Origin of the sequence: Kaistia hirudinis, from assembly GCF_014196455.1 — a bacterium.
Taxonomy (GTDB): Bacteria; Pseudomonadota; Alphaproteobacteria; order Rhizobiales; family Kaistiaceae; genus Kaistia; species Kaistia hirudinis.
The window spans coordinates 817689-837260 of sequence record NZ_JACIDS010000001.1; the positions used below are offsets into that span (position 1 = coordinate 817689).

The window sequence follows — 19572 nt, forward strand, 5'->3', positions numbered from 1 at the left end:
TCCCAGAATAGACCGAAACGGCCGGGCCAGCCCGGCGCATTGTGGCTTGTCCACACGCAAAGACCAGCCTGTTCACTTTTCGTTCTAGACAATGACAGGCGTTCTGGCAACATGATCCCGTGGAATCGCGGATGCGGACCCGGCAGGCGCGATCACGGGCGGCACGGTTCTTGTTTCGGCGGGTCGATTGCCTAAATTTGCTTGTCGGCCGGGCGCCGGCCCCTCCTCCGACGGATAGGTTCTCATGGTTCACGATGTCGATGCACCACGGCCGGGTGCCAGCGCGGGCAAGTTCATTTCGATCCGCGGCGCGCGCGAGCACAATCTCAAGAACATCGACCTCGACATTCCGCGCGACCAGCTCGTCGTCCTGACCGGGCTCTCCGGTTCCGGCAAGTCCTCGCTCGCCTTCGACACGATCTATGCCGAGGGCCAGCGCCGCTATGTCGAGAGCCTCTCGGCCTATGCGCGCCAGTTCCTCGAGATGATGCAGAAGCCGGATGTCGACCAGATCGACGGCCTCTCGCCGGCGATCTCGATCGAGCAGAAGACCACGTCGAAGAACCCGCGCTCGACCGTCGGCACGGTCACGGAGATCTACGACTATATGCGCCTGCTCTTCGCGCGGGTCGGCATTCCCTATTCGCCCGCGACCGGCCTGCCGATCGAGAGCCAGACCGTCAGCCAGATGGTCGACCGCGTTCTCGCTCTGCCCGAGGGCACGCGGCTCTATCTGCTGGCGCCGATGATCCGTGGCCGCAAGGGCGAATACCGCAAGGAACTGGCCGAACTGCAGAAGAAGGGCTTCCAGCGCATCAAGCTGGACGGCGTGTTCTTCGAGATCGACGAGGCGCCGGCCCTCGACAAGAAGCTGAAGCACGACATCGACGTGGTCGTCGACCGCATCGTGGTGCGCGGCGACATCGCGGCGCGGCTCGCGGATTCGTTCCAGACGGCGCTGGAGCTCGCCGAGGGCATCGCCGTCGCGGAGTTCGCCGATGAGAAGGATGAGAAGGGCAATGAGCGCCGCATCCTGTTCTCGGAGAAGTTCGCCTGCCCCGTCTCCGGCTTCACCATCGCCGAGATCGAGCCGCGGCTGTTCTCGTTCAACAATCCCTTCGGCGCCTGCCCGGAATGCGACGGCCTCGGATCCGAGAAGAAGATCGATCCGGACCTCGTCGTCCCCGATGGCTCGCTGACGCTGAAGCAGGGCGCCGTGGCGCCCTGGGCCAAATCGTCCTCGCCCTATTATGCGCAGACGCTGGAGGCGCTCGGTCGCCATTTCGGCTTCGAGATGTCCGATGCCTGGGACGAGATTCCCGAGGCCGGGCGCAACGCGATCCTGTTCGGCACCGGCCGCCAGGAGATCGAGTTCGTCTATAATGACGGCACGCGCGCCTACAAGACGAAGAAGAGCTTCGAGGGCGTCGTCACCAATCTGGAGCGGCGCTGGCGCGAGACGGAATCGAACTGGGCGCGCGAGGAGATCGAGCGCTATCAGGGGTCGACACCGTGCAAGGCCTGCGGCGGCGCGCGGCTGAAGCCCGAGGCGCTCGCGGTCAAGATCGCCGGCAAGCACATCGCGCAGATCTCCGAAATGTCGATCCGCAATGCCGCGACGTGGTTCGAGGCGCTGCCGGCGGAGCTCAACGACAAGCAGAACGAGATCGCGGTGCGGATCCTCAAGGAGATCCGCGAGCGGCTCTCCTTCCTGGTCGATGTCGGGCTCGACTATCTGATGCTGTCGCGCAATTCCGGCACGCTGTCCGGTGGCGAAAGCCAGCGCATCCGCCTGGCCTCGCAAATCGGCTCCGGGCTGACCGGCGTGCTCTACGTTCTGGACGAACCTTCGATCGGCCTGCACCAGCGCGACAATGAGCGTCTCCTCGAGACGCTGCGGCACCTCCGCGATATCGGCAATACCGTGCTCGTCGTCGAGCATGACGAGGATGCGATCCTGACGGCCGACTATGTCGTCGATGTCGGCCCGGCGGCGGGCGTCCATGGCGGCGAGATCGTCGCCAAGGGCACGCCGGCCGAGATCATGGCCAATCCCGCCTCGCTGACCGGACGCTATCTCTCCGGCGACCTCGTCGTCGACGTGCCGTCCAAGCGGCGGACGATTTCGAAGACCAAGAAGATCCGCGTCGTGGGCGCGCGCGGCAACAATCTGAAGAATGTCACGGCCGATATCCCGCTCGGCACCTTCACCTGCGTCACCGGCGTCTCCGGCGGCGGCAAGTCGACCTTCCTGATCGACACGCTCTATGCGGCGGTCGCGCGGCGGCTCAATGGCGCGCACATCCATCCGGCAGAGCATGACCGGATCGAGGGTCTCGAGTTCATCGACAAGATCATCGATATCGACCAGTCGCCGATCGGGCGCACGCCGCGCTCCAATCCGGCGACCTACACCGGTGCGTTCACGCCGATCCGCGAATGGTTCGCCGGCCTGCCGGAGGCGAAGGCGCGCGGCTACGGCCCGGGCCGCTTCTCGTTCAACGTGAAGGGCGGCCGCTGCGAGGCGTGTCAGGGCGACGGCGTCATCAAGATCGAGATGCACTTCCTGCCGGATGTCTACGTCACCTGCGAGGTCTGCAAGGGCAAGCGCTACAGCCGCGAGACGCTGGACGTGAAGTTCAAGGGCAAGTCGATCGCCGACGTGCTCGACATGAATGTCGAGGAGGCGCGGGACTTCTTCCAGGCCGTGCCGGCGATCCGCGACAAGATGGAGACGCTGGACGAGGTCGGGCTCGGCTATGTGAAGGTCGGACAGCAGGCGACGACGCTGTCGGGCGGCGAGGCGCAGCGCGTCAAGCTCGCCAAGGAACTGTCGCGCCGCGCCACGGGCAAGACGCTCTACATTCTCGACGAGCCGACCACGGGGCTGCATTTCCACGACGTGGCGAAGCTGCTGGAGGTGCTCCATTCGCTGGTCGACCAGGGCAATACGGTCGTGGTGATCGAGCACAATCTCGAGGTGATCAAGACCGCGGACTGGATCATCGATCTCGGCCCCGAAGGCGGCGACGGCGGCGGCGAAATCGTCGCGACCGGCCGTCCGGAGGATATCGTCAAGGTCGAGGGGAGCTATACCGGCCGCTTCCTGAAGGGCGTCCTCAACCGCCGCCCCCCGCGCAAGAGCGAAGCCGCCGCCTGAGGAAGGGCGGCGAGGGCTTCGGGCTACCTGTTCCGGAAGGGGGCGGCGTGCGCGCCGCAGCACTTGCTGTGCGCCTGCCGCTTCATGGACCGAGCGCGCTGGCCCGCGCTCGGCTGCACCGACAGTCCGTCCCCGCACACGGCCGTCAGAACCAGAAACGCCGCTTACGCCTCGGCGCAGTCGTCATCGCCGATTGCAGTTCGCCGAACTCGTCCGGAGCGTTGGCGGGCACCGGGAAGGAGAAGCCGCAGGTGAGCGCCTTTTCGTCCTTCAGCGTCGCGACCACATCCGGCCTCGGGATGAAAGTCAGCCCACCCGACGCGACCGAGGCATCGACCGACAATCCGAATGCGATCCCCGCTCTGTTCTTTGGATCATGGGCCCATCCATTGACCCATCTGAGACCCGTGAGCGACGTCGTCACGGATTCGACATAGCAATAGCTCGGCCGATCGGCCTGCCAGCCAAGCGCCTGGACCGCCTCGCCGATCGCGCGGGCGAGACGAATCGAAACGATCTCCACCCTGCGCAGCGTGAGCGGAAAGCCGCCCGGCGCGGAAAGGGTGGAGAGGCCAGGCAGGCGCCAGACACCGGGCAGAGGCGGATCCTCGGCCTGGGCCGCGAGTGCGCCCCGCGCGGCTGCAGCCGGCTTGTCGTCGAGTTGCCCGAGCCAGTGCAGCGCGGCGAGCTGGAAGCGCAGATTGAACAGCACGTCCTGATGGTGGATCTGATAGGGCACCATCGCTTCGCAGCGAACCAGCTGTGCGGAGAGCCCGTCCAGTGCCTTCGCCTGGCGCATGGACTGCGACCGTCGATCGCGGCGCATCAGACCCCAGGCCGAGTCGCCCCGCGCCGTCCGACCAAATTCCAGGGCCTCGGAAGATATCGCCGTCGCCAGGCTGTCCACCGTGGGATCGGCGTGGATGCGGCTCGCGCCTGCCGCGGCGAAGGCGCGGAGCGATGCGGTCCGCGCGCCCATGGCGTCGCCGGCGAACGCCCTGGCGAAGGCAAGGCTGTTGAGCGCACCCGAAAAGTCCGGCTCGCACGCGACGGCCTTCTCGGACAGGCGCAATCGTTCACCGAGCGGCACGCTGTCGCCGAACACGCCGATATACCAAGCGATATCGCGCGCCAGCAGCGCGCGGCGATGGCGCTCGGATGGGTGCTCGGCAATCGCGCTCTCGATCGCCCGCGAGAGCGTCACCCGTGCTTCCTCGCTGCTCAGCGTCTCGTGGGTTCCGCGCATCACCACGCCGGACAGATTGCCCGCGAGACGGCTGAAGGCGCTGGTGGTCGGGCCCAGGATGCGCGTCGCGCGCGCCAGGAGCCAGATGTCGGCCAGAGCGCGCTGTGCGGTCGTCAGCTCGACATAGTTCGGCAGCAATTCCTGCGGTCGCCTAACGCGGTCGAAACGCTGGCGGAGCTCGCGCGCATAGTCCTCATTGTCCGACAGGATCAGGACGTGGCCGGCGCCTTCGGCCAGCAGCCGCTGGATCGCGAATTCAACAAAGGCCCGCGGCGTGTACTTCTCCACCGGCAGGAACTGCCGCCAGTCTCCCTCGACGATGTCGCCGGCGCGCACGTGAATCGCAGCATACGGGCCGATGGAGAAGCCCGCATTGATCATCGCGATGACGCGCGCGACGTCCGGGCTCCAGCCGATCCGCTCCGATGCGGCACGGAAACGACGACCGGTGGTGAGGTGGCTCTCGTCCCGAAAGCCGAGAGTCGACGCATACTCCACCACATCGATCATCGTGTTTCGGCTGGCCCGAGCCAGGTGCCGCCGCGCATCCGCGAGCGACTGCTCCGTCGGGTCCGGGAGTACCTCGCGGCTATCCAGTTCGTCGATGGCGATGGCGTGCGCCGCGAGGAAATCGGAGGAGAACAGCTCTTCCGCCGCCCCGGGGATGCTCGGACCGCCCGGCCAGGCGAACCGAAACTCCGCGTCGAGAGCCGAGGCAAGCGCCATCGCATTGATAATCGCGTTCAGGCGGCCGCCGAGCCCGTCCCAACGCCGGGCAACAACCGCCGGGCGCGGCAACGCTTCAAGATGCGAGAGCGACAAGAGCGACATGAGGGTTTGGGACTCGATACATGGCCGCCCGTTGTCGCCGAGCGGCCTCACAGCGGCCACCGCCGATCGCGCAATCGCGTCGTGCGGTGCTCACACGTGCCGCGGCTGTTGGCTGCACATGATCCGAGGCGCGGCGCAACAACCGCTCCCCGAAACCGAAACTCAGAGACATACATGTCTCCCCTGGCGCGTTTCGCTCACACCAAGACATCTGGCGCACGTCCGACTTTGCGCGACGCACGTCATCGGATGCGGACCACAACGATCCGCATTCCGGTCAGGCCTGGTGAAGATCGTCCCGTGCCGTTCGACCCAAGATGAGCGGCCTCGCCAAAAACGGCGGGCCGCCTGCTGCTACCTTGCGCCGAGGCCCATGCCCCAAATGAGCCGCCGCGCAAGAGCCTGCTCGCGTACATCCCGAAGCAGCCTCTGCGAGTCAGAATAGCGTCCGATTTCGTGGTCGACAATCCCACAGATTCCGGTGCCGACAGACTGCATTCATCAAAGTCGCGCGATCAGCGTTGAATTGACGGCATCGCGGGACCGATAGTCACGGGATCATGACCATGGATTCGCCTTCAAAATCACCGCCTTCGGACAACGCAGCGCAACTCGCCTCGCCGTCCTATCGCCTGCCCGCGCTCGACACTGATTTTCTGCTCGGCGATTCGATGCGCGGGGTTCGTTTCCTGCTCGAATATGCGAAGGCCGAAGAGGTTTTGCGCGCGCACCACATCCGCTCGACAATCGTCGTATTCGGATCGGCGCGGAGCGCGGAGAATGCCGGCGGGAATCGCGGGCGCTGGTATGCGGAGGCGCGGGCCGTCGGACGGATCGTCTCGGAACGCGGCGGCGCGCTGCAGAACCATTCCGGCTTTCGCGACAATGTGATCGCGACCGGCGGCGGCCCCGGCATCATGGAGGCGGCCAATCGCGGCGCGCGCGAGGCCGGCGCGCCGTCGATCGGCTTCAACATCACGCTGCCGCACGAGCAGGAGCCCAACGCCTGGACGACGCCGGATCTCACCTTCCGCTTCCACTATTTCGCGATGCGCAAGATGCATCTCGCCATGCGCGCCAACGCCCTCATCGTCTTCCCGGGCGGGTTCGGCACCTTCGACGAATTGTTCGAGCTGGTCACGCTGCGCCAGACCGGCAAGGCGCCGCCGATCCCGATCGTTCTGGTCGACCGCGCCTATTGGGATCGCGTCGTCGGATTCGAGACGCTGGTCGAGGAAGGCATGATCGGCCGGCAAGACCTCGACCTGTTCGCCTATGCCGACAACGCGGAAGGCGTCTGGGACGAGCTGGTGGCCGGCGGTGTCGGGCGACATCGCGGCGAACATGACGATCCGCTCGCCGCGGGTCCCGGCTGAGGGCGCCTGTCGGCGCCCCTCCCGTCGGTCAGACCGCTATCAGTAGCCCGCCTGGCGGCGATACTGCTCGGCCGTCGCGGCCGCCTGCGAGGCGGGAACGAGGACGTAGCCGCGCTGCGACATGCAGGATTCGGAGGCGCGAAGGGCTGCGTTGGTCGCTTCCGTCATCGGCGGAACTCCGCACGCGGCGCTATCGGCGACGAACTGATCGGCGAGGGCCGGATTGGCGCGCCCGCTCTGGCCGTCCGTCCGCACCCAGCGCAGAGGCTCCTCGCGCGCCATCGGCGCGGACGGCGCGGCAACCTGCACGGGCGGACTGGTCTGGCAGCCGGCGAGGGTCACGAGGGCTGCGAGGGCGAAGAGGGAAGCGCGTGGGGTCATCATCCAATCACAATCTCAAACATCGAATAAGGTTCCTGCCGATATGTCGGCGGCGAGTCCAGAAGTAATTCTAACAATTGTGACCCGATCCCGCGACAGGGCGCCGTCCTTTGTCGCTTAGACGTGGCGGTAAAGCCGCACTTTCATCATTCGCCCGGCGGCTTGTATGCGCCTTTCGACAAGGCGGTGATCAAACACCCTGCCCCAGTTGGCGCATCAGGCCCGCCTCGTCGAAGACGTGCCAATGCTCGGCGATCCATCCGTCGGCGACGCGATAGAGATCGAAGAAGGCGATATCGATCGCGCGGCCGCTCGCCGGCAGCGGCCCGAATGGACCGGCCTGCGTGCCACTGAGGCGGGATCTGACCGCCACCCTATCCCCGGCGGCCACGATTTCGATCGGCTCGAACCGCCCGTCGGGAAAAGCCAGCCAGAGCGCCGCCAGCTTGGCGGCGACGCCTTCCGGCCCCGTGTCGTCGCCGGCCGGGTCGTGATCGCGGAATTCGGCGGCGAGGAAGCGTTCAGCGCCCTCGCCAGAAGGCCCGCACAGCACGCTCGCGAAGAAGGCGGCGAGCAGCTCCGCATTAGCGCTTGCCGCCAGACTGTCCGCGAAGATGCTCGGCCCCTCCGCCATGGCGCCGTCCCTAATGCGCGTGGGCGCCGCCGGTCAGTTCCGACATGCCGGTGATCACGTCCTCGACGGCCGCGACGCTGGTCGTCTTCGGATCGATATTGTCGGCGACCACCTTGCCCCGCCGCATGACGACGATGCGGTCCACCACCTGGAAGACATGGTGGATGTTGTGCGCGATGAAGATGCACGAATGCCCGGAATCGCGCGCATTGCGGACGAAGGAGAGCACGCCCTGCGTCTCCGCGACGCCCAGATTGTTGGTCGGTTCGTCGAGGATGATCAGGTCGCTGTCGAAATACATCGCGCGCGCAATGGCGACCGCCTGCCGCTCGCCGCCGGAGAGCGAGCCGATCGGCGTTGTCGGCGGGATGTTCTTCGAGATGCCGACCTGCTTCAGCAGATCGCGCGCCACGCGATTCATCTCGTCCTGATCCATGCGGTTCAGGAAGCGCGGCCCCTTGATCGGCTCGCGGCCGAGAAAGAGGTTGCGGGCGATCGAGAGCTGCGTGACCAGCGCCGAGTCCTGGTAGATGGTCTCGATGCCGGCGGCGATGGCGTCGCTGGTCGAATGGAAATCCACCTTCTTGCCGCGGACATGGATGGCGCCGCTGGTCAGCGGCACCGCGCCCGAAAGCACCTTGATCAGCGTCGACTTGCCGGCGCCATTGTCGCCGAGCAGGCCGACGATCTCGTTGTGATTGACCTGGAAATCCACGCCGTCGAGCGCCGTGACGCGGCCATAGGACTTCCGGATCTTCTCCATCTTGATCAGAGGTTCGACCATATCCGTCACGTCCCCGCCTGATGCCGGCGTTCGAGCCAGGAGTGCAGCGCCATCATGCCGAGGATGATCGCACCGATGAAGATGTTGTAGGCGAGGCCCGGCACGCCGATCAGCACGATGCCGTTGCGCATGATGCGCAGGATCAGGATGCCGAGCACGGTGCCGATGATCGTGCCGCGGCCGCCCGTGAGCGCCGTGCCGCCGATCACCACCATGGCGATGACCTCGAGCTCATAGCCCGTGCCGCTGTTCGGATTGGCGGCTGAGGTACGGATCGAGGAGATGATGCCGGCGAGCGCGGCCATGGTCGAGGACAGCATGAAGAGGCCGACCTTCACGCGGTCGACCTGCACGCCGCGCGCCCGTGCAGCGCCGGGATTGCCGCCGGCCGCCTGGATCCAGTTGCCGGTCCGCGTCTTGGTCAGCAGATAGCCGAGGATGATGACCGCGGCGATGAACCAGAACAGCGAGGCATAAATGCGGAAGGGGCCGACATAGAAATCGCCCACCAGAATGGTTGCGAGCCAGTTGCCATCCGCCTTCCAGGTCCGCTGCGGGAAGCCATCGGTGACGAACAGCGCGGTGCCGCGCACGACGAGCAGCATGCCGAGCGTGACGAGGAAGGACGGGATCTTCAGCCGCGTGACGAACCAGCCATTCACATAGCCGATGATCGCCGCAACGATGAGCGCGACCACGAAGGCGAGCGGCAGCGAGACGACGCCGGCGTTGAACAGCGTCCACATCAGCACCGGCGAGAAGCCGAACAGCGAGCCGACGGACAGATCGAACTCTCCCGACGTCATCAGCAGCGTCATGGCGAGCGCGATGAGGCCGAGCTCGACCGTGAAGGCGAGTGTGTTGGAGATGTTCAGCGGCGACAGGAAATCGGGGTTTATCGACCAGAAGACGGCGACCTCGACGACCAGCAGGACGAAGGGGCCGAATTCGGGCTTGGCGACCAGGCGTTGAATCAGGGATCGATGTTCCACGGTGGACCCGCATCATGTTGGAAATGATCGACGCGCCGCGCATCCGCGATCGGGCGCGAATGGAGCGAACGGACGAGAGGCGCAGCGGCGAGGCCGCCGCGCCGGTCGATCTGCGGGTTACTTGCCGGACAGGATGTTGTCGTAGACCTGCGCGGTGTCCTTCTCGTAGAGCGCGCCGGTGATGACGTTGAAGCCCGGAGGAATGCCGCTGGCCGCCATATTGGCGAGCGACAATGCGACATAGCTCGTCGCCTGCGGGTCCTGCCACTGCGCGGCGTTCACATAGCCGTTCAGCACTTCCTGCGTGGTGTCGAGCGAGTTGCCCCAGCCAACGACCGGGATTTCGCCCGGCTTGACGCCGACCTGGTCGAACACGCGCTTGATCGAGCCGGTGACGAGGTCGCCGAGGCCGATGATCGCGTTGATCTTCTGGCGGTTGGTGGTGAGGTAGTCGACCATGCGGTTGATCACCTCGGCCTGGTCGAGCGTAGCTTCGGTCACCTCATAGGTGATGCCGAGCGGCTCGAACACGCTCTTGATGCCCTCTTCTTCCTGCACGCCATAGGTGGCGCCCGGAATCTCGACCGGCATCCAGACGTGATCGCCCTTCTTCACCAGGCCCTTGTCGACGAGGTACTGCGCCCAGTTGCGGCCGAAGACCACGTTGTTGCCGCCGACATAGGCGTTGAACGACGCCTTCGGGTCCGGCGTGTTGAAGTTGATGATCGGAATCTTGGCCACGTTGGCTTCCTTGGCGATCTCGATCAGGCTGCCCGGATCCGGGCTGGTGGTCACGATGCCATCGGCCTTGGCGGCGATGGCGGCGCGGACGGCCTCCTGCTGCGAGGCGACGTCGCCATTGTGGAACGAGGTGTTCACCGTGTTGCCGGTGTCGCTCGCCCACTGCTTGGCGCCCGCGAGGAAATAGGTCCAGACCGGATCGGCCGGACCGCCATGCGAAACCCAGTAGAACGTCTTGGCTTCGGCCGCGATCGGCATGGCAATGGCCAGCACGGCAGCGGACAAAGCGAGAGTCAGCTTCTTGAACACGTCAGACGCCTCCCATTTGATCTTTTCTTTGCGCCGGCGTCGTCCCCCTCGGGCGCAGAGCGGCTGAGACGCGCTGCACCGGACGATCTTCCGGTTCTTCCTCCCGGACCGGCATCAAGGTGCCGGCCACGAGGGCAGACTGACACAAGCGGAACGCGCACTCAACGCCGCTTCGGTCGACTATCGAAGAATTTCAATCGATTTATGGAATTGAATCGTATGATGATTTCGTTATCGCGACCGCGCCGCGCATCGCGGCCGATCAGCCGCTCAGTCCGCCCTCTTCCTTCCAGACCGAAAGCGGCTTGATGTCCGGCGGCTGCGCATTGGCGCGCACCCAGCTGTCGACCACCCAGACCTCGCCCGTCGCCGTGTCGCGGATGGTCGCTGTGTGATGCGGATAGCGGCCATCGACGAGGAAGCCGCGCCGCTCGATCCGGCCGACGGTGTGATAGCGCAACCAGCCGCGGCTCGCGGCGAGCTTCAGCAGCGTGGTGGCGTTCTCCGCCTCATCGACGCAGTCGATCTCGGAGGGCGGCGTGAAGAGCTGGTAGACATCCTTGGCGCCATCCGCCGAGGTTCCGGTCTGCGCGCCCGCGATGCGCTCGAACCACTGGTCAGCACGGCTGATCGCCGCCCGTTCGGCAGCGGCGCTCTTCGCCCCGCTGGCCAGGATGCGCTTCAACGTCTGCATGTCGGACGCGGAGAAGCGGACGAGCGAGCGCAGCGAACAGCCATAGCCATGGCAATAGCGCACCGTCGCCGGCGCGGCGCCCGATCGTTCGGCCGAGAAGGCGGGCGCGACGGGCGCGGCGCTCATCCCGGCAAAGGCGAGGGCCAACGCCAGACCCATGGCGCCCCCACGTCGCGACACGCGGCTTGTTGTCGTCATGGCCTCCTCCCAGCCTTGATCAGGGATCATCCCCCTGCCGAGAGGGCCTCATTTTCGCCGCAGACGTCAATGTTGCGACGCACCAAATCGCAGTCCTGCCATGCTGCTCTGCATCAAGCGCATCGCTGCCATGCGATTTTTCGGTCTCCTCATGAAATGCCCCCTCTCCTATCTTCGCATCATCAAGAGCGTTCGAAATCAGAAGAGCAGCCGCTCTTCTCCGGTTAGATAAGTTGAAGGAAGACGATCATGGCCCTGAACCTCATGGCTAACTACAAGAACTGGCGCAAGTACCGCGAGACGTACAACGAGCTGAGCCGCCTGACGGCTCGCGAGCTGAGCGACCTCGGCATCAACCGCGCCGATATCGGCCAGATTGCCAAGCAGTCGGCTGGTTACTAAGCGAATTCATATTCGCCCCGGACGAACCTCCTCCCTCGTCCCGGCGATCTGGCGGAAAGCGAACCTCCTCCCTCGCTGACCGCCCCTTAAGAGAAACGCCCGTCGACCTCCTCCCCGACGGGCGTTTTTCTTTGTCTGCGCATGGTTGCCGCCGCGCGGCACGCGCCATAATGTCCGCGCCATGATGAAACCGATCCATATCGTCGGCGGCGGACTCGCCGGCTCCGAAGCTGCCTGGCAGATTGCGCGCCGCGGCGTTCCCGTCGTCCTGCATGAAATGCGCCCCGTGCGCGGGACCGAGGCGCACAAGACAGAGAGCCTCGCCGAGCTCGTCTGCTCCAATTCCTTCCGCTCCGATGATGCCGAGGCCAATGCCGTCGGCCTGCTGCATGCCGAGATGCGCATGGCGGATTCGCTGATCATGCGCATGGGCGACAGCCATCAGGTGCCGGCCGGCGGCGCGCTCGCCGTGGACCGCGACGGCTTCGCGGCGGCGGTGACGGCGGCGCTCGAAGCCCATCCGCTGGTTTCGATCGAGCGCGGCGAGGTTGCCGGCCTGCCGCCGGAAGAATGGGACAGCGTCATCGTCGCGACCGGCCCGCTGACCTCGGCGGCGCTCGCCGATTCGATCCGCGCGCTCACGGGCGAGGAATCGCTCGCCTTCTTCGACGCCATCGCGCCGATCGTGCATTTCGATTCGATCGATCGCTCGATCGCCTGGTTCCAGTCGCGCTACGACAAGCCGGGGCCGGGCGGCACGGGCGCCGACTATCTGAACTGCCCGATGACGGAGGCGGAATATAACGCCTTCGTCGATGCGCTGCTTGCCGGCGACAAGACCGAGTTCAAGGACTGGGAAGCCTCGACGCCCTATTTCGACGGCTGCCTGCCGATCGAGGTCATGGCGGAGCGCGGCCGCGAGACGCTGCGGCACGGGCCGATGAAGCCGGTCGGGCTCACCAATCCGAACAATCCGACCGTCAAGGCCTATGCAATCGTCCAACTGCGCCAGGACAATGCGCTCGGCACGCTCTACAATATGGTCGGCTTCCAGACGAAGCTGAAATATGGCGCGCAGACCGCGATCTTCCGAATGATCCCGGGTCTGCAGAACGCTGAATTCGCCCGGCTCGGCGGCCTGCATCGCAACACCTTCCTGAACTCGCCGAAACTGCTCGATCCGTCGCTGCGCCTCAAGGCCATGCCGCGGCTGCGCTTCGCCGGCCAGATCACCGGCTGCGAGGGCTATGTCGAATCGGCCTCGGTCGGCCTGCTCGCCGGACGCTTCGCGGCGGCGGAACGGCTCGGCGAAGCGGTCTCGCTGCCACCGCCGACGACGGCTTTCGGCGCGCTGCTCGGCCATATCACCGGCGGACACATCGTTGCCGAGGACGGGCCGACGCGCTCGTTCCAGCCGATGAACGTCAATTTCGGCCTGTTTCCGCCCATCGAGGTGCCGAAGGAGCCGGGCAAGCGGCTGCGCGGCGCCGAGAAGACGCTGGCCAAGAAGAAGGCCCTCACCGGCCGGGCGCGCGCCGATGCGGCCGCGTGGCTCGGGCTGCCGGTGGCCGAGGCCGCAGAATAGGCCGCTGGACGGGACGGAGCCTCGTCCCGCCAGTCCCCCTACCTCACGGAACTACCGCGCGCCCACGTGGGCGCGCAGATGCCGGACCGGACGCGTGTGCTTCCGGCATGTCATCGCCAAGATGGCGCAAGTCGATCTGTCGTGAAATGGCAAGTCGGCATTGAATTGCGGCCGTCAGGCCGATGAAAATCTTCATGGGCTTTGGCTGGTTGCCGTGAGCCCGGTCAACCCGTACACTCGAATTGTCGCGCCCCACAGCGGCGCCCTGTTTCGAGGGTCTCGCATGAGCCATGCCGGACGGGTGAATTCATGAATCGCGTCTTCAAGCTCGTGCTGATCAAGCCGTCGCATTATGACGACGACGGCTATGTCATTCGCTGGTTCCGCTCGATGATCCCGTCCAATTCGCTGGCGAGCCTCTACGGCCTTGCGCGCGATGCCGACGAACGACATGTGCTCGGCGAGGACGTATCCATCGAGATCTCGGCGATCGACGAGACCAATACCCGCGTCGACGTTCCCGCGCTGATCAAATCCTTCAAGGACAATGGCAATTTCGGCATGGTCGGGCTGGTCGGCGTGCAGTCGAACCAGTATCCGCGCGCCCTCGACCTGGCGCGCCCCTTCCGCGATGCGGGCATCCCCGTCGTGATGGGCGGGTTCCACGTGTCCGGCTGCCTCGCCATGCTGCCCGACAAGAACGTCGACCTGCAGAAGGCGGAAGACCTCGGCGTCAGCCTCTTCGCCGGCGAGGCGGAGGATCGGCTCGACCGCGTCCTGGTCGACGCGGCGCGCGGCACGCTGGAGCCGCTCTACAACTATATGAACGACCTGCCGAGCATCGAGGGCACCCCACCGCCCTTCCTGCCGGCGAGCTATGTGACGAAGACGCTTGGCGGCAACACTTCGTTCGACGCCGGGCGCGGCTGCCCGTTCCAGTGCTCCTTCTGCACCATCATCAATGTGCAGGGACGCAAGTCGCGGCGCCGTTCGCCGGACGACATCGAGAAGCTGATCCGCGACAACCTCGCCCAGGGCATCCATAACTACTTCATCACGGACGACAATTTCGCCCGCAACCGCGATTGGGAGATCATCCTCGACCGCATCATCCAGATGCGGGAGCAGGAGGGCCTGTGGATCGGCCTCATGGTCCAGGTCGACACGCTCTGCCACAAGATCCCGAACTTCATCGAGAAGTGCAAGCGCGCCGGCGTCAGCCGCGTCTTCATCGGGCTCGAAAACATCAATCCCGACAATCTGATGGGCGCCAAGAAGCGCCAGAACAAGATCACGGAATATCGCTCGATGCTGCTCGCCTGGAAGGGGCAGGGCATCATCACCTATGCGGGCTATATTCTCGGCTTCCCAGCCGACACCGCCGAGAGCATCCGTCGCGATATCCAGATCGTACAGCGCGAGCTGCCGCTCGACATCCTCGAATTCTTCTTCCTGACTCCCCTCCCCGGCTCCGAGGATCACCAGACCCTGTTCCGCAAGGGCGTCGCCATGGATGCCGACCTCAACAAATATGATCTCGAGCACGCGGTCACGGCGCATCCCAAGATGAGCCAGACCGAATGGGAGGAGATCTACAAGGAAGCCTGGTCGCTCTATTATACGCCCGAGCACATGCTGACGGTGCTGAAGCGCGCCGCCGCGACGGGCGTGCGCACCAAGAGCATCGGCAAGCTGCTGATCTGGTTCTCGACCTCGGTCGCGATCGAAAAGGTGCATCCGCTGCAGGGCGGCGTGATCCGCTTCCGCAACCGGCATGACCGGCGGCCGAACATGCCGGTCGAATCCCCGCTCCTCTTCTATCCGCGCGAGGCGTGGAACCTGGTGGCGAAGACCACGAAGCTGGTCTTCCTGCTCTGGCGGCTGGAGCGCCAGCGCCGCGCGATCGAGGCCGATCCGAACCGCAAGAGCTACACCGACGCCGCGCTCACGCCGGTCTCGGAAGGCGACGAGGAGACGCTCGAACTGTTCACGCAGAACGACGCCGCCAAGCACGCCGTCCAGCACGCGCACCGCATCGACGAGCTGACGCACCGCGTGGCGTGAGGAATGGCCCGCGAGCGCGCTTGGGGCTGGGCTCGGAGGTTGCCGGCTCTACAATGGCGTCATCCCGGCGAAAGCCGGGATCCATGCAGCCGTGCAGTCTGACGCGCCTGGCCGTTTCGCCAGCACGATACTCTTCGCCGCGCCGTTCCAACGCATGATATCCCGCGCCTCAGGCTGTATGGACCCCGACTTGCGTCGGGGTGACGCCGGAGTGTGGTGGGTCGCCGGTGGGATACTATGACGGCTCCAAGAGGCGGCCTCCGCCCATGCCGCGTCAGTCCTACACCCGCCCCCGCCGTGCGGCGCGCCAGAGAAGCCATTGGCTGCGCCAGGGCGCGAGGTCCGTCATGTCCTTGAGCGGGTCGTGGCTCGAGCGCTCCATGCGGGCCAGCAGCGGCTCCACGAGCGCGAGCGGCAGGAAGGCCGGCAGCACGATGCGGTCTGCCGCGTCGAGCCGGCGCCGCGCCTCGGCGAGATGGCCGCGCGCGACGGCGCGCAGATCCGCGAGCAGCGTGCGCAGCCCCGGCGTCACCCGGCCGGCGAAGATATCCTCGGCCGACACGCCGGCCGCCTGCATCATGTCGCCGGGCAGATAGAGCTGCTGGCGCTGCGCATGGGTCGGCAAGGCCCGGAGCAGCCCGACGATCGCCAGCGCGACGCCGGCATGGCCGGCCGCATCGGCGGTGCCGGGGTCTTTCCCGCCGGCCAGGATCATCGCCGCGAACTGGATCAGGACCGAGTTCGTCTCGCCGGCATAGCCTTCGAGATCGGCGAGGCTGGGCATCGGATCATTGTAGAGATCGAAGATGCGCGCCTCGATCAGGTGGTCGAGCGCGGTGGCCGGCAGCCCGTTGAGCGACAGCGTCTCGATGATCGCCGCGGCGACGGGATTGCCGGCCGCATCGCCCGCCGCCTTGCCGTCCAGCACGTCGCGCCACCATTGCAGGCGAATCTCGCCGGGCATCGGGCTCGAGACGAGTTCGCGTACGCGGGCGATTTCGAGATTGAAGGCGTGCAGCGCGAAGAGATGCCGGCGGGCCGGCTCGGGCGCGAACAGATCGGCGAGGAAGCGGTCGCGATCATGCCGGCGAACCTCCTCGGCGCAGAAGGCGAAGGCGTCCATCGGGTGGTCTCCTGCCTCAGCGAATCGCGATCAAGGCTGCCGCGACGGGGCGGCCCTCGGCGAGCAGGATATTATAGGTGCGAATTGCCGGCCGGGTCCCCATGACTTCGAGCCCGATGCCGACCTCGCGCAGACTCGCCCGCAGCCCGGCCGGAAGCGCCGCGATGTCGCTGCCCGTGCCGATGACGAGCACGTCGATCGCATCCGACTGGTCGAACACGGCGGCGAGCGAATCGCGGTCGATGTCGGCCGCCGTTGCCGCGTCCCAGCCATGGATGCCGCTCGGCAGGCAGAGCAGCGAGCCCGGATGGGTCATCTCCGAGAAGCGGAAGCCATAATCGCCATAGGCGTCGATCGGCACCTGCTGCGGCAGATGCTGATCGCGCACGACGAGTGGCGGCCGCCTGAAGAAGGCCATGACGGATCAGGCCTTCTGCGCGCCCTTGGTCGGGGACTTCGTGTCGTCCGTCTTCTTGTCGTTCATCGAATCGGTCCGAAGGCCGAAATAGATGAGGATCGGCGCGGCAACGCATACCGACGACAGGATGGCCGCGATCACGCCGAAGATCATGGCGAGCGTGAAGGCCTGGATGACCTCGCCGCCGAAGAAATAGAGCGAGAACAGCGCCAACAGCGTCGTCACCGTGGTGATGACGGTACGGCCAAGCATGTCGTTGATGGCGCGATCGATCAGGTCGGCCAGCGATATCTTCTTGTATTTTCGCAGTGTTTCGCGAATTCGGTCATAGACCACGACCGTGTCGTTCAGCGAATAGCCGACCGTCGTCAGGATGGCGGCAAGCGAGGTCAGGTTGAACTCGTGCTGCGTGACGACATAGAAGCCGAAGGTCACGATCACGACATTGGCGGCCGAGATGATCGAGCCGACCGCGAACTGCCACTCGAAGCGGAACCAGACATAGATCGCGATCGCCACGAAGGTGACGATCATCGCGAGCGCGCCGTTCCAGGCGAGCTCGCCCGACACGCGTGGCCCGACGATGTCGATACGGCGGAACTCCGCCTGGCCGTCGAGCGCGGTCCGGACCTTGCTGATCGCCTCCTGCTGCGCGGCTTCGCCGCCGGTCTGCTGGCCGATGCGGATCAGCACCGAATTATCGGCGCCGATCGTCTGCACCTGCACGTCGCCGAGGCCGAGGCCATTCAGCTCGCCGCGCAGCTTGCCGAGGTCCGGCTGCTGGTCCTTGGTCTGGATCTCGATGACCGTGCCGCCAAGGAAATCGATGCCGTAATTCGGACCGATGGCGATGAACAGCACGATCGACAGCGCCGAGAGCAGCGCCGCGATCGGGAACGTCCAGCGCCGCATGCGCATGAACGGGATGGTGGTGTTATCCGGGACGAGGCGAAGATGGCGCATCCTGGAGATCTCCTCTTCAGCGCTCTAGAGCGTGATCTTGGTCGGACGGCGCCAGCGCACCCACATCGCGACCATGAGGCGCGTGAAGGTGAAGGCGGTGAACATGGTGGTCGCAACGCCGATCGCGTGGGTCACGGCGAAGCCGCGGATCGGACCGGAGCCGAGATAGAACAGCACAATCGCCGCAATGAGCGTCGTGACGTTCGCATCGAGGATGGTGCCGAGAGCGCGGTGGAAGCCGGAGTCTATCGATGCGATTGCGGATCTGCCCGATCGGAACTCCTCGCGTATGCGCTCATAGATCAGCACGTTGGAATCCACCGCCGTACCGACCGTGATGATGACGCCGGCGATGCCGGGCAGCGACAGCGTGGCGCCGAGCAGCGTCACGATCGAGAAGATCAGGATCACGTTCACGAGCACGGCGATATTGGCGATCCAGCCGAGCATGCCATAGGTCGCCACCATGAAGGCGCAGACCGCCGCGGTCGCGATGATCGACGCGATCTTGCCGGCGCGGATCGAATCGGCGCCCAGGCCGGGTCCGATCGAGCGCTCCTCGACGATGGTCAGCTTGGCCGGCAGCGAGCCGGCACGGAGCAGGATGGCGAGGTCGTTCGCCGTCTGCAGCGTGAAACTGCCGGAAATCTGGCCGGAACCGCCGAGGATGGGCTCGCGGATCACCGGCGCCGAGATCACCTTGTCGTCGAGCACGATGGCGAAGGCGCGGTTGACGTTCTTCTGCGTGACGTCGCCGAAGGTGCGCGCGCCGCCCGTCGTCAGGCGGAAGGAGACCACCGGCTCGTTGGAGCGCTGGTCGAAGGTCGCCTGCGCGTCGGTCAGGTCCTCGCCCGTCAGCAGCGGCGCTTCCTCGAGCACATAGCTCGGGCCGCCGGCCTCGTTGGACGGCAGGACGATCGTGCCGGGCTTGCGGGCCTGGTCGGCGCTCTGTCCCGGCGCCACGGTCGCATCGACGAGATGGAAGGTGAGCTGCGCGGTCTGGCCGACGAGCGATTTCAGCCGCTCGGGATCGCCGAGGCCGGGCGCCTCGACGAGGATGCGGTCCGCGCCCTGGCGCTGGATCGACGGCTCGGTCGTGCCGAGCTGGTCGATACGGCGGGCGATGACCTCGATCGACTGATCGACGATCGAGCGCACGCGCTGGTCGAGACCGGCCTGCGTATAGGTCATCTGGACGAGGCCGTCATTGGCGACGGAAAGATCGAACTCGTTGACCGGCGTGCCGCCGAGAATCGAGTTCGACAATGGATTGCGCAGCGGTTCGAGACGCTTGCGGACGAGATCGAGCTGCGAGAGATCGCGAACGCGCAGCTGCACGCCCTGGCCCTGCACGCCGAGGCCGGAATAGCCGATGCGCGGGTCTTCCAGCATCGCCTTGCGGATCTCGCTCACGAGCGTGCGCAGGCGCTTCTGGACATAGTCCTGCTTGTCGACCTCATAGAGCAGATAGGCACCGCCCTGCAGGTCGAGTCCGAGGACGAGCTGGCGCTTGGGCACCCAGCTCGGCCAGGAATCGACGGTTTCCTTCGAGAAAAGATTGGGCAGGGCGATGAGGATCCCGACAAGCACCGTGCCGAGGATCGCCACCATCTTCCAACGCGTAAATTGGAGCATGGAAACCGCTTCTTCCGTGAGGTCCGGCCGTTGAAG

The 19572-nt window shown here is 65.7% G+C and carries 16 protein-coding genes; 5 read left to right on the top strand and 11 right to left on the bottom strand.

All coding sequences use genetic code 11. The annotated features are described in order from the left end of the window. Window positions 1-244: 244 nt before the first annotated feature. A complete protein-coding gene (gene uvrA / locus GGR25_RS03795; protein WP_183397364.1) occupies window positions 245-3160 on the top strand; it encodes an excinuclease ABC subunit UvrA in 2916 nt (971 codons plus the stop codon). 145 nt (window positions 3161-3305) lie between these two features. On the opposite strand, the gene GGR25_RS03800 is transcribed toward uvrA, so the two are convergent. Then, window positions 3306-5237, bottom strand: a complete 1932-nt coding sequence (locus GGR25_RS03800) for an O-fucosyltransferase family protein (RefSeq protein ID WP_183397365.1) — start codon at window positions 5235-5237, stop codon at window positions 3306-3308. 566 nt (window positions 5238-5803) lie between these two features. Between GGR25_RS03800 and GGR25_RS03805 the strand changes: the two genes are divergently transcribed. Next, entirely contained in the window at window positions 5804-6613 is an 810-nt protein-coding gene (locus GGR25_RS03805) for an LOG family protein (RefSeq protein WP_183397366.1), read from the top strand. Window positions 6614-6652: 39 nt separating this feature from the next. On the opposite strand, the gene GGR25_RS03810 is transcribed toward GGR25_RS03805, so the two are convergent. From GGR25_RS03810 to GGR25_RS03835, 6 genes are all read right to left on the bottom strand, one after another. Then, on the bottom strand, window positions 6653-6997 hold the full coding sequence (locus GGR25_RS03810; protein WP_183397367.1) for a YajG family lipoprotein: 345 nt from the start codon (window positions 6995-6997) through the stop codon (window positions 6653-6655). Between the two features lie 187 nt (window positions 6998-7184). Continuing rightward, complete coding sequence (locus GGR25_RS03815) at window positions 7185-7628, bottom strand: ester cyclase (RefSeq protein WP_183397368.1); 444 nt, start codon at window positions 7626-7628, stop codon at window positions 7185-7187. Window positions 7629-7638: 10 nt separating this feature from the next. Further along, window positions 7639-8412, bottom strand: a complete 774-nt coding sequence (locus GGR25_RS03820) for an ATP-binding cassette domain-containing protein (RefSeq protein WP_183397369.1) — start codon at window positions 8410-8412, stop codon at window positions 7639-7641. Window positions 8413-8417: 5 nt separating this feature from the next. After that, window positions 8418-9404: an ABC transporter permease subunit gene (locus GGR25_RS03825; protein ID WP_183397370.1), complete on the bottom strand. Its 987-nt coding sequence runs from the start codon at window positions 9402-9404 to the stop codon at window positions 8418-8420. A 117-nt stretch (window positions 9405-9521) separates the two neighbouring features. Further along, the gene (locus GGR25_RS03830) at window positions 9522-10403 is read right to left on the bottom strand and encodes a substrate-binding domain-containing protein (protein ID WP_183397659.1); all 882 of its coding nucleotides are present in this window, start codon (window positions 10401-10403) and stop codon (window positions 9522-9524) included. A gap of 313 nt (window positions 10404-10716) precedes the next feature. Further along, complete coding sequence (locus GGR25_RS03835) at window positions 10717-11346, bottom strand: hypothetical protein (protein WP_183397371.1); 630 nt, start codon at window positions 11344-11346, stop codon at window positions 10717-10719. A 255-nt stretch (window positions 11347-11601) separates the two neighbouring features. Here GGR25_RS03835 and GGR25_RS03840 point away from each other — a divergent pair, with 255 nt between their 5' ends. From GGR25_RS03840 to GGR25_RS03850, 3 genes are all read left to right on the top strand, one after another. Continuing rightward, entirely contained in the window at window positions 11602-11748 is a 147-nt protein-coding gene (locus GGR25_RS03840; protein WP_183397661.1) for a DUF1127 domain-containing protein, read from the top strand. A gap of 181 nt (window positions 11749-11929) precedes the next feature. Next, complete coding sequence (trmFO, locus tag GGR25_RS03845) at window positions 11930-13333, top strand: methylenetetrahydrofolate--tRNA-(uracil(54)-C(5))-methyltransferase (FADH(2)-oxidizing) TrmFO (RefSeq protein ID WP_183397372.1); 1404 nt, start codon at window positions 11930-11932, stop codon at window positions 13331-13333. Window positions 13334-13642: 309 nt separating this feature from the next. Continuing rightward, on the top strand, window positions 13643-15397 hold the full coding sequence (locus GGR25_RS03850) for a B12-binding domain-containing radical SAM protein (RefSeq protein ID WP_183397373.1): 1755 nt from the start codon (window positions 13643-13645) through the stop codon (window positions 15395-15397). A gap of 280 nt (window positions 15398-15677) precedes the next feature. On the opposite strand, the gene GGR25_RS03855 is transcribed toward GGR25_RS03850, so the two are convergent. From GGR25_RS03855 to secD, 4 genes are read right to left on the bottom strand one after another with little or no spacing between them, the layout of a single operon-like run. Then, window positions 15678-16520, bottom strand: coding sequence for a phytoene/squalene synthase family protein (locus tag GGR25_RS03855; protein ID WP_183397374.1), 843 nt, complete (start codon window positions 16518-16520; stop codon window positions 15678-15680). Between the two features lie 16 nt (window positions 16521-16536). Continuing rightward, window positions 16537-16938, bottom strand: a complete 402-nt coding sequence (locus tag GGR25_RS03860) for an Mth938-like domain-containing protein (RefSeq protein WP_183397375.1) — start codon at window positions 16936-16938, stop codon at window positions 16537-16539. Window positions 16939-16944: 6 nt separating this feature from the next. Then, window positions 16945-17901, bottom strand: a complete 957-nt coding sequence (gene secF / locus GGR25_RS24590) for a protein translocase subunit SecF (protein WP_183397376.1) — start codon at window positions 17899-17901, stop codon at window positions 16945-16947. 24 nt (window positions 17902-17925) lie between these two features. Beyond that, window positions 17926-19536, bottom strand: a complete 1611-nt coding sequence (secD, locus tag GGR25_RS24595) for a protein translocase subunit SecD (RefSeq protein ID WP_183397377.1) — start codon at window positions 19534-19536, stop codon at window positions 17926-17928. Between the last annotated feature and the right edge of the window lie 36 nt (window positions 19537-19572).

Bases quoted from the DNA above. Each gene is read 5' to 3' on its own strand.
- uvrA (WP_183397364.1), top strand. From the start codon at position 245: ATGGTTCACGATGTCGATGCACCACGGCCGGGTGCCAGCGCGGGCAAG.
- GGR25_RS03800 (WP_183397365.1), bottom strand. From the start codon at position 5,237: ATGTCGCTCTTGTCGCTCTCGCATCTTGAAGCGTTGCCGCGCCCGGCG.
- GGR25_RS03805 (WP_183397366.1), top strand. From the start codon at position 5,804: ATGGATTCGCCTTCAAAATCACCGCCTTCGGACAACGCAGCGCAACTC.
- GGR25_RS03810 (WP_183397367.1), bottom strand. From the start codon at position 6,997: ATGATGACCCCACGCGCTTCCCTCTTCGCCCTCGCAGCCCTCGTGACC.
- GGR25_RS03815 (WP_183397368.1), bottom strand. From the start codon at position 7,628: ATGGCGGAGGGGCCGAGCATCTTCGCGGACAGTCTGGCGGCAAGCGCT.
- GGR25_RS03820 (WP_183397369.1), bottom strand. From the start codon at position 8,412: ATGGTCGAACCTCTGATCAAGATGGAGAAGATCCGGAAGTCCTATGGC.
- GGR25_RS03830 (WP_183397659.1), bottom strand. From the start codon at position 10,403: ATGCCGATCGCGGCCGAAGCCAAGACGTTCTACTGGGTTTCGCATGGC.
- GGR25_RS03835 (WP_183397371.1), bottom strand. From the start codon at position 11,346: ATGACGACAACAAGCCGCGTGTCGCGACGTGGGGGCGCCATGGGTCTG.
- trmFO (WP_183397372.1), top strand. From the start codon at position 11,930: ATGATGAAACCGATCCATATCGTCGGCGGCGGACTCGCCGGCTCCGAA.
- GGR25_RS03850 (WP_183397373.1), top strand. From the start codon at position 13,643: ATGAATCGCGTCTTCAAGCTCGTGCTGATCAAGCCGTCGCATTATGAC.
- GGR25_RS03855 (WP_183397374.1), bottom strand. From the start codon at position 16,520: ATGGACGCCTTCGCCTTCTGCGCCGAGGAGGTTCGCCGGCATGATCGC.
- GGR25_RS03860 (WP_183397375.1), bottom strand. From the start codon at position 16,938: ATGGCCTTCTTCAGGCGGCCGCCACTCGTCGTGCGCGATCAGCATCTG.
- secF (WP_183397376.1), bottom strand. From the start codon at position 17,901: ATGCGCCATCTTCGCCTCGTCCCGGATAACACCACCATCCCGTTCATG.
- secD (WP_183397377.1), bottom strand. From the start codon at position 19,536: ATGCTCCAATTTACGCGTTGGAAGATGGTGGCGATCCTCGGCACGGTG.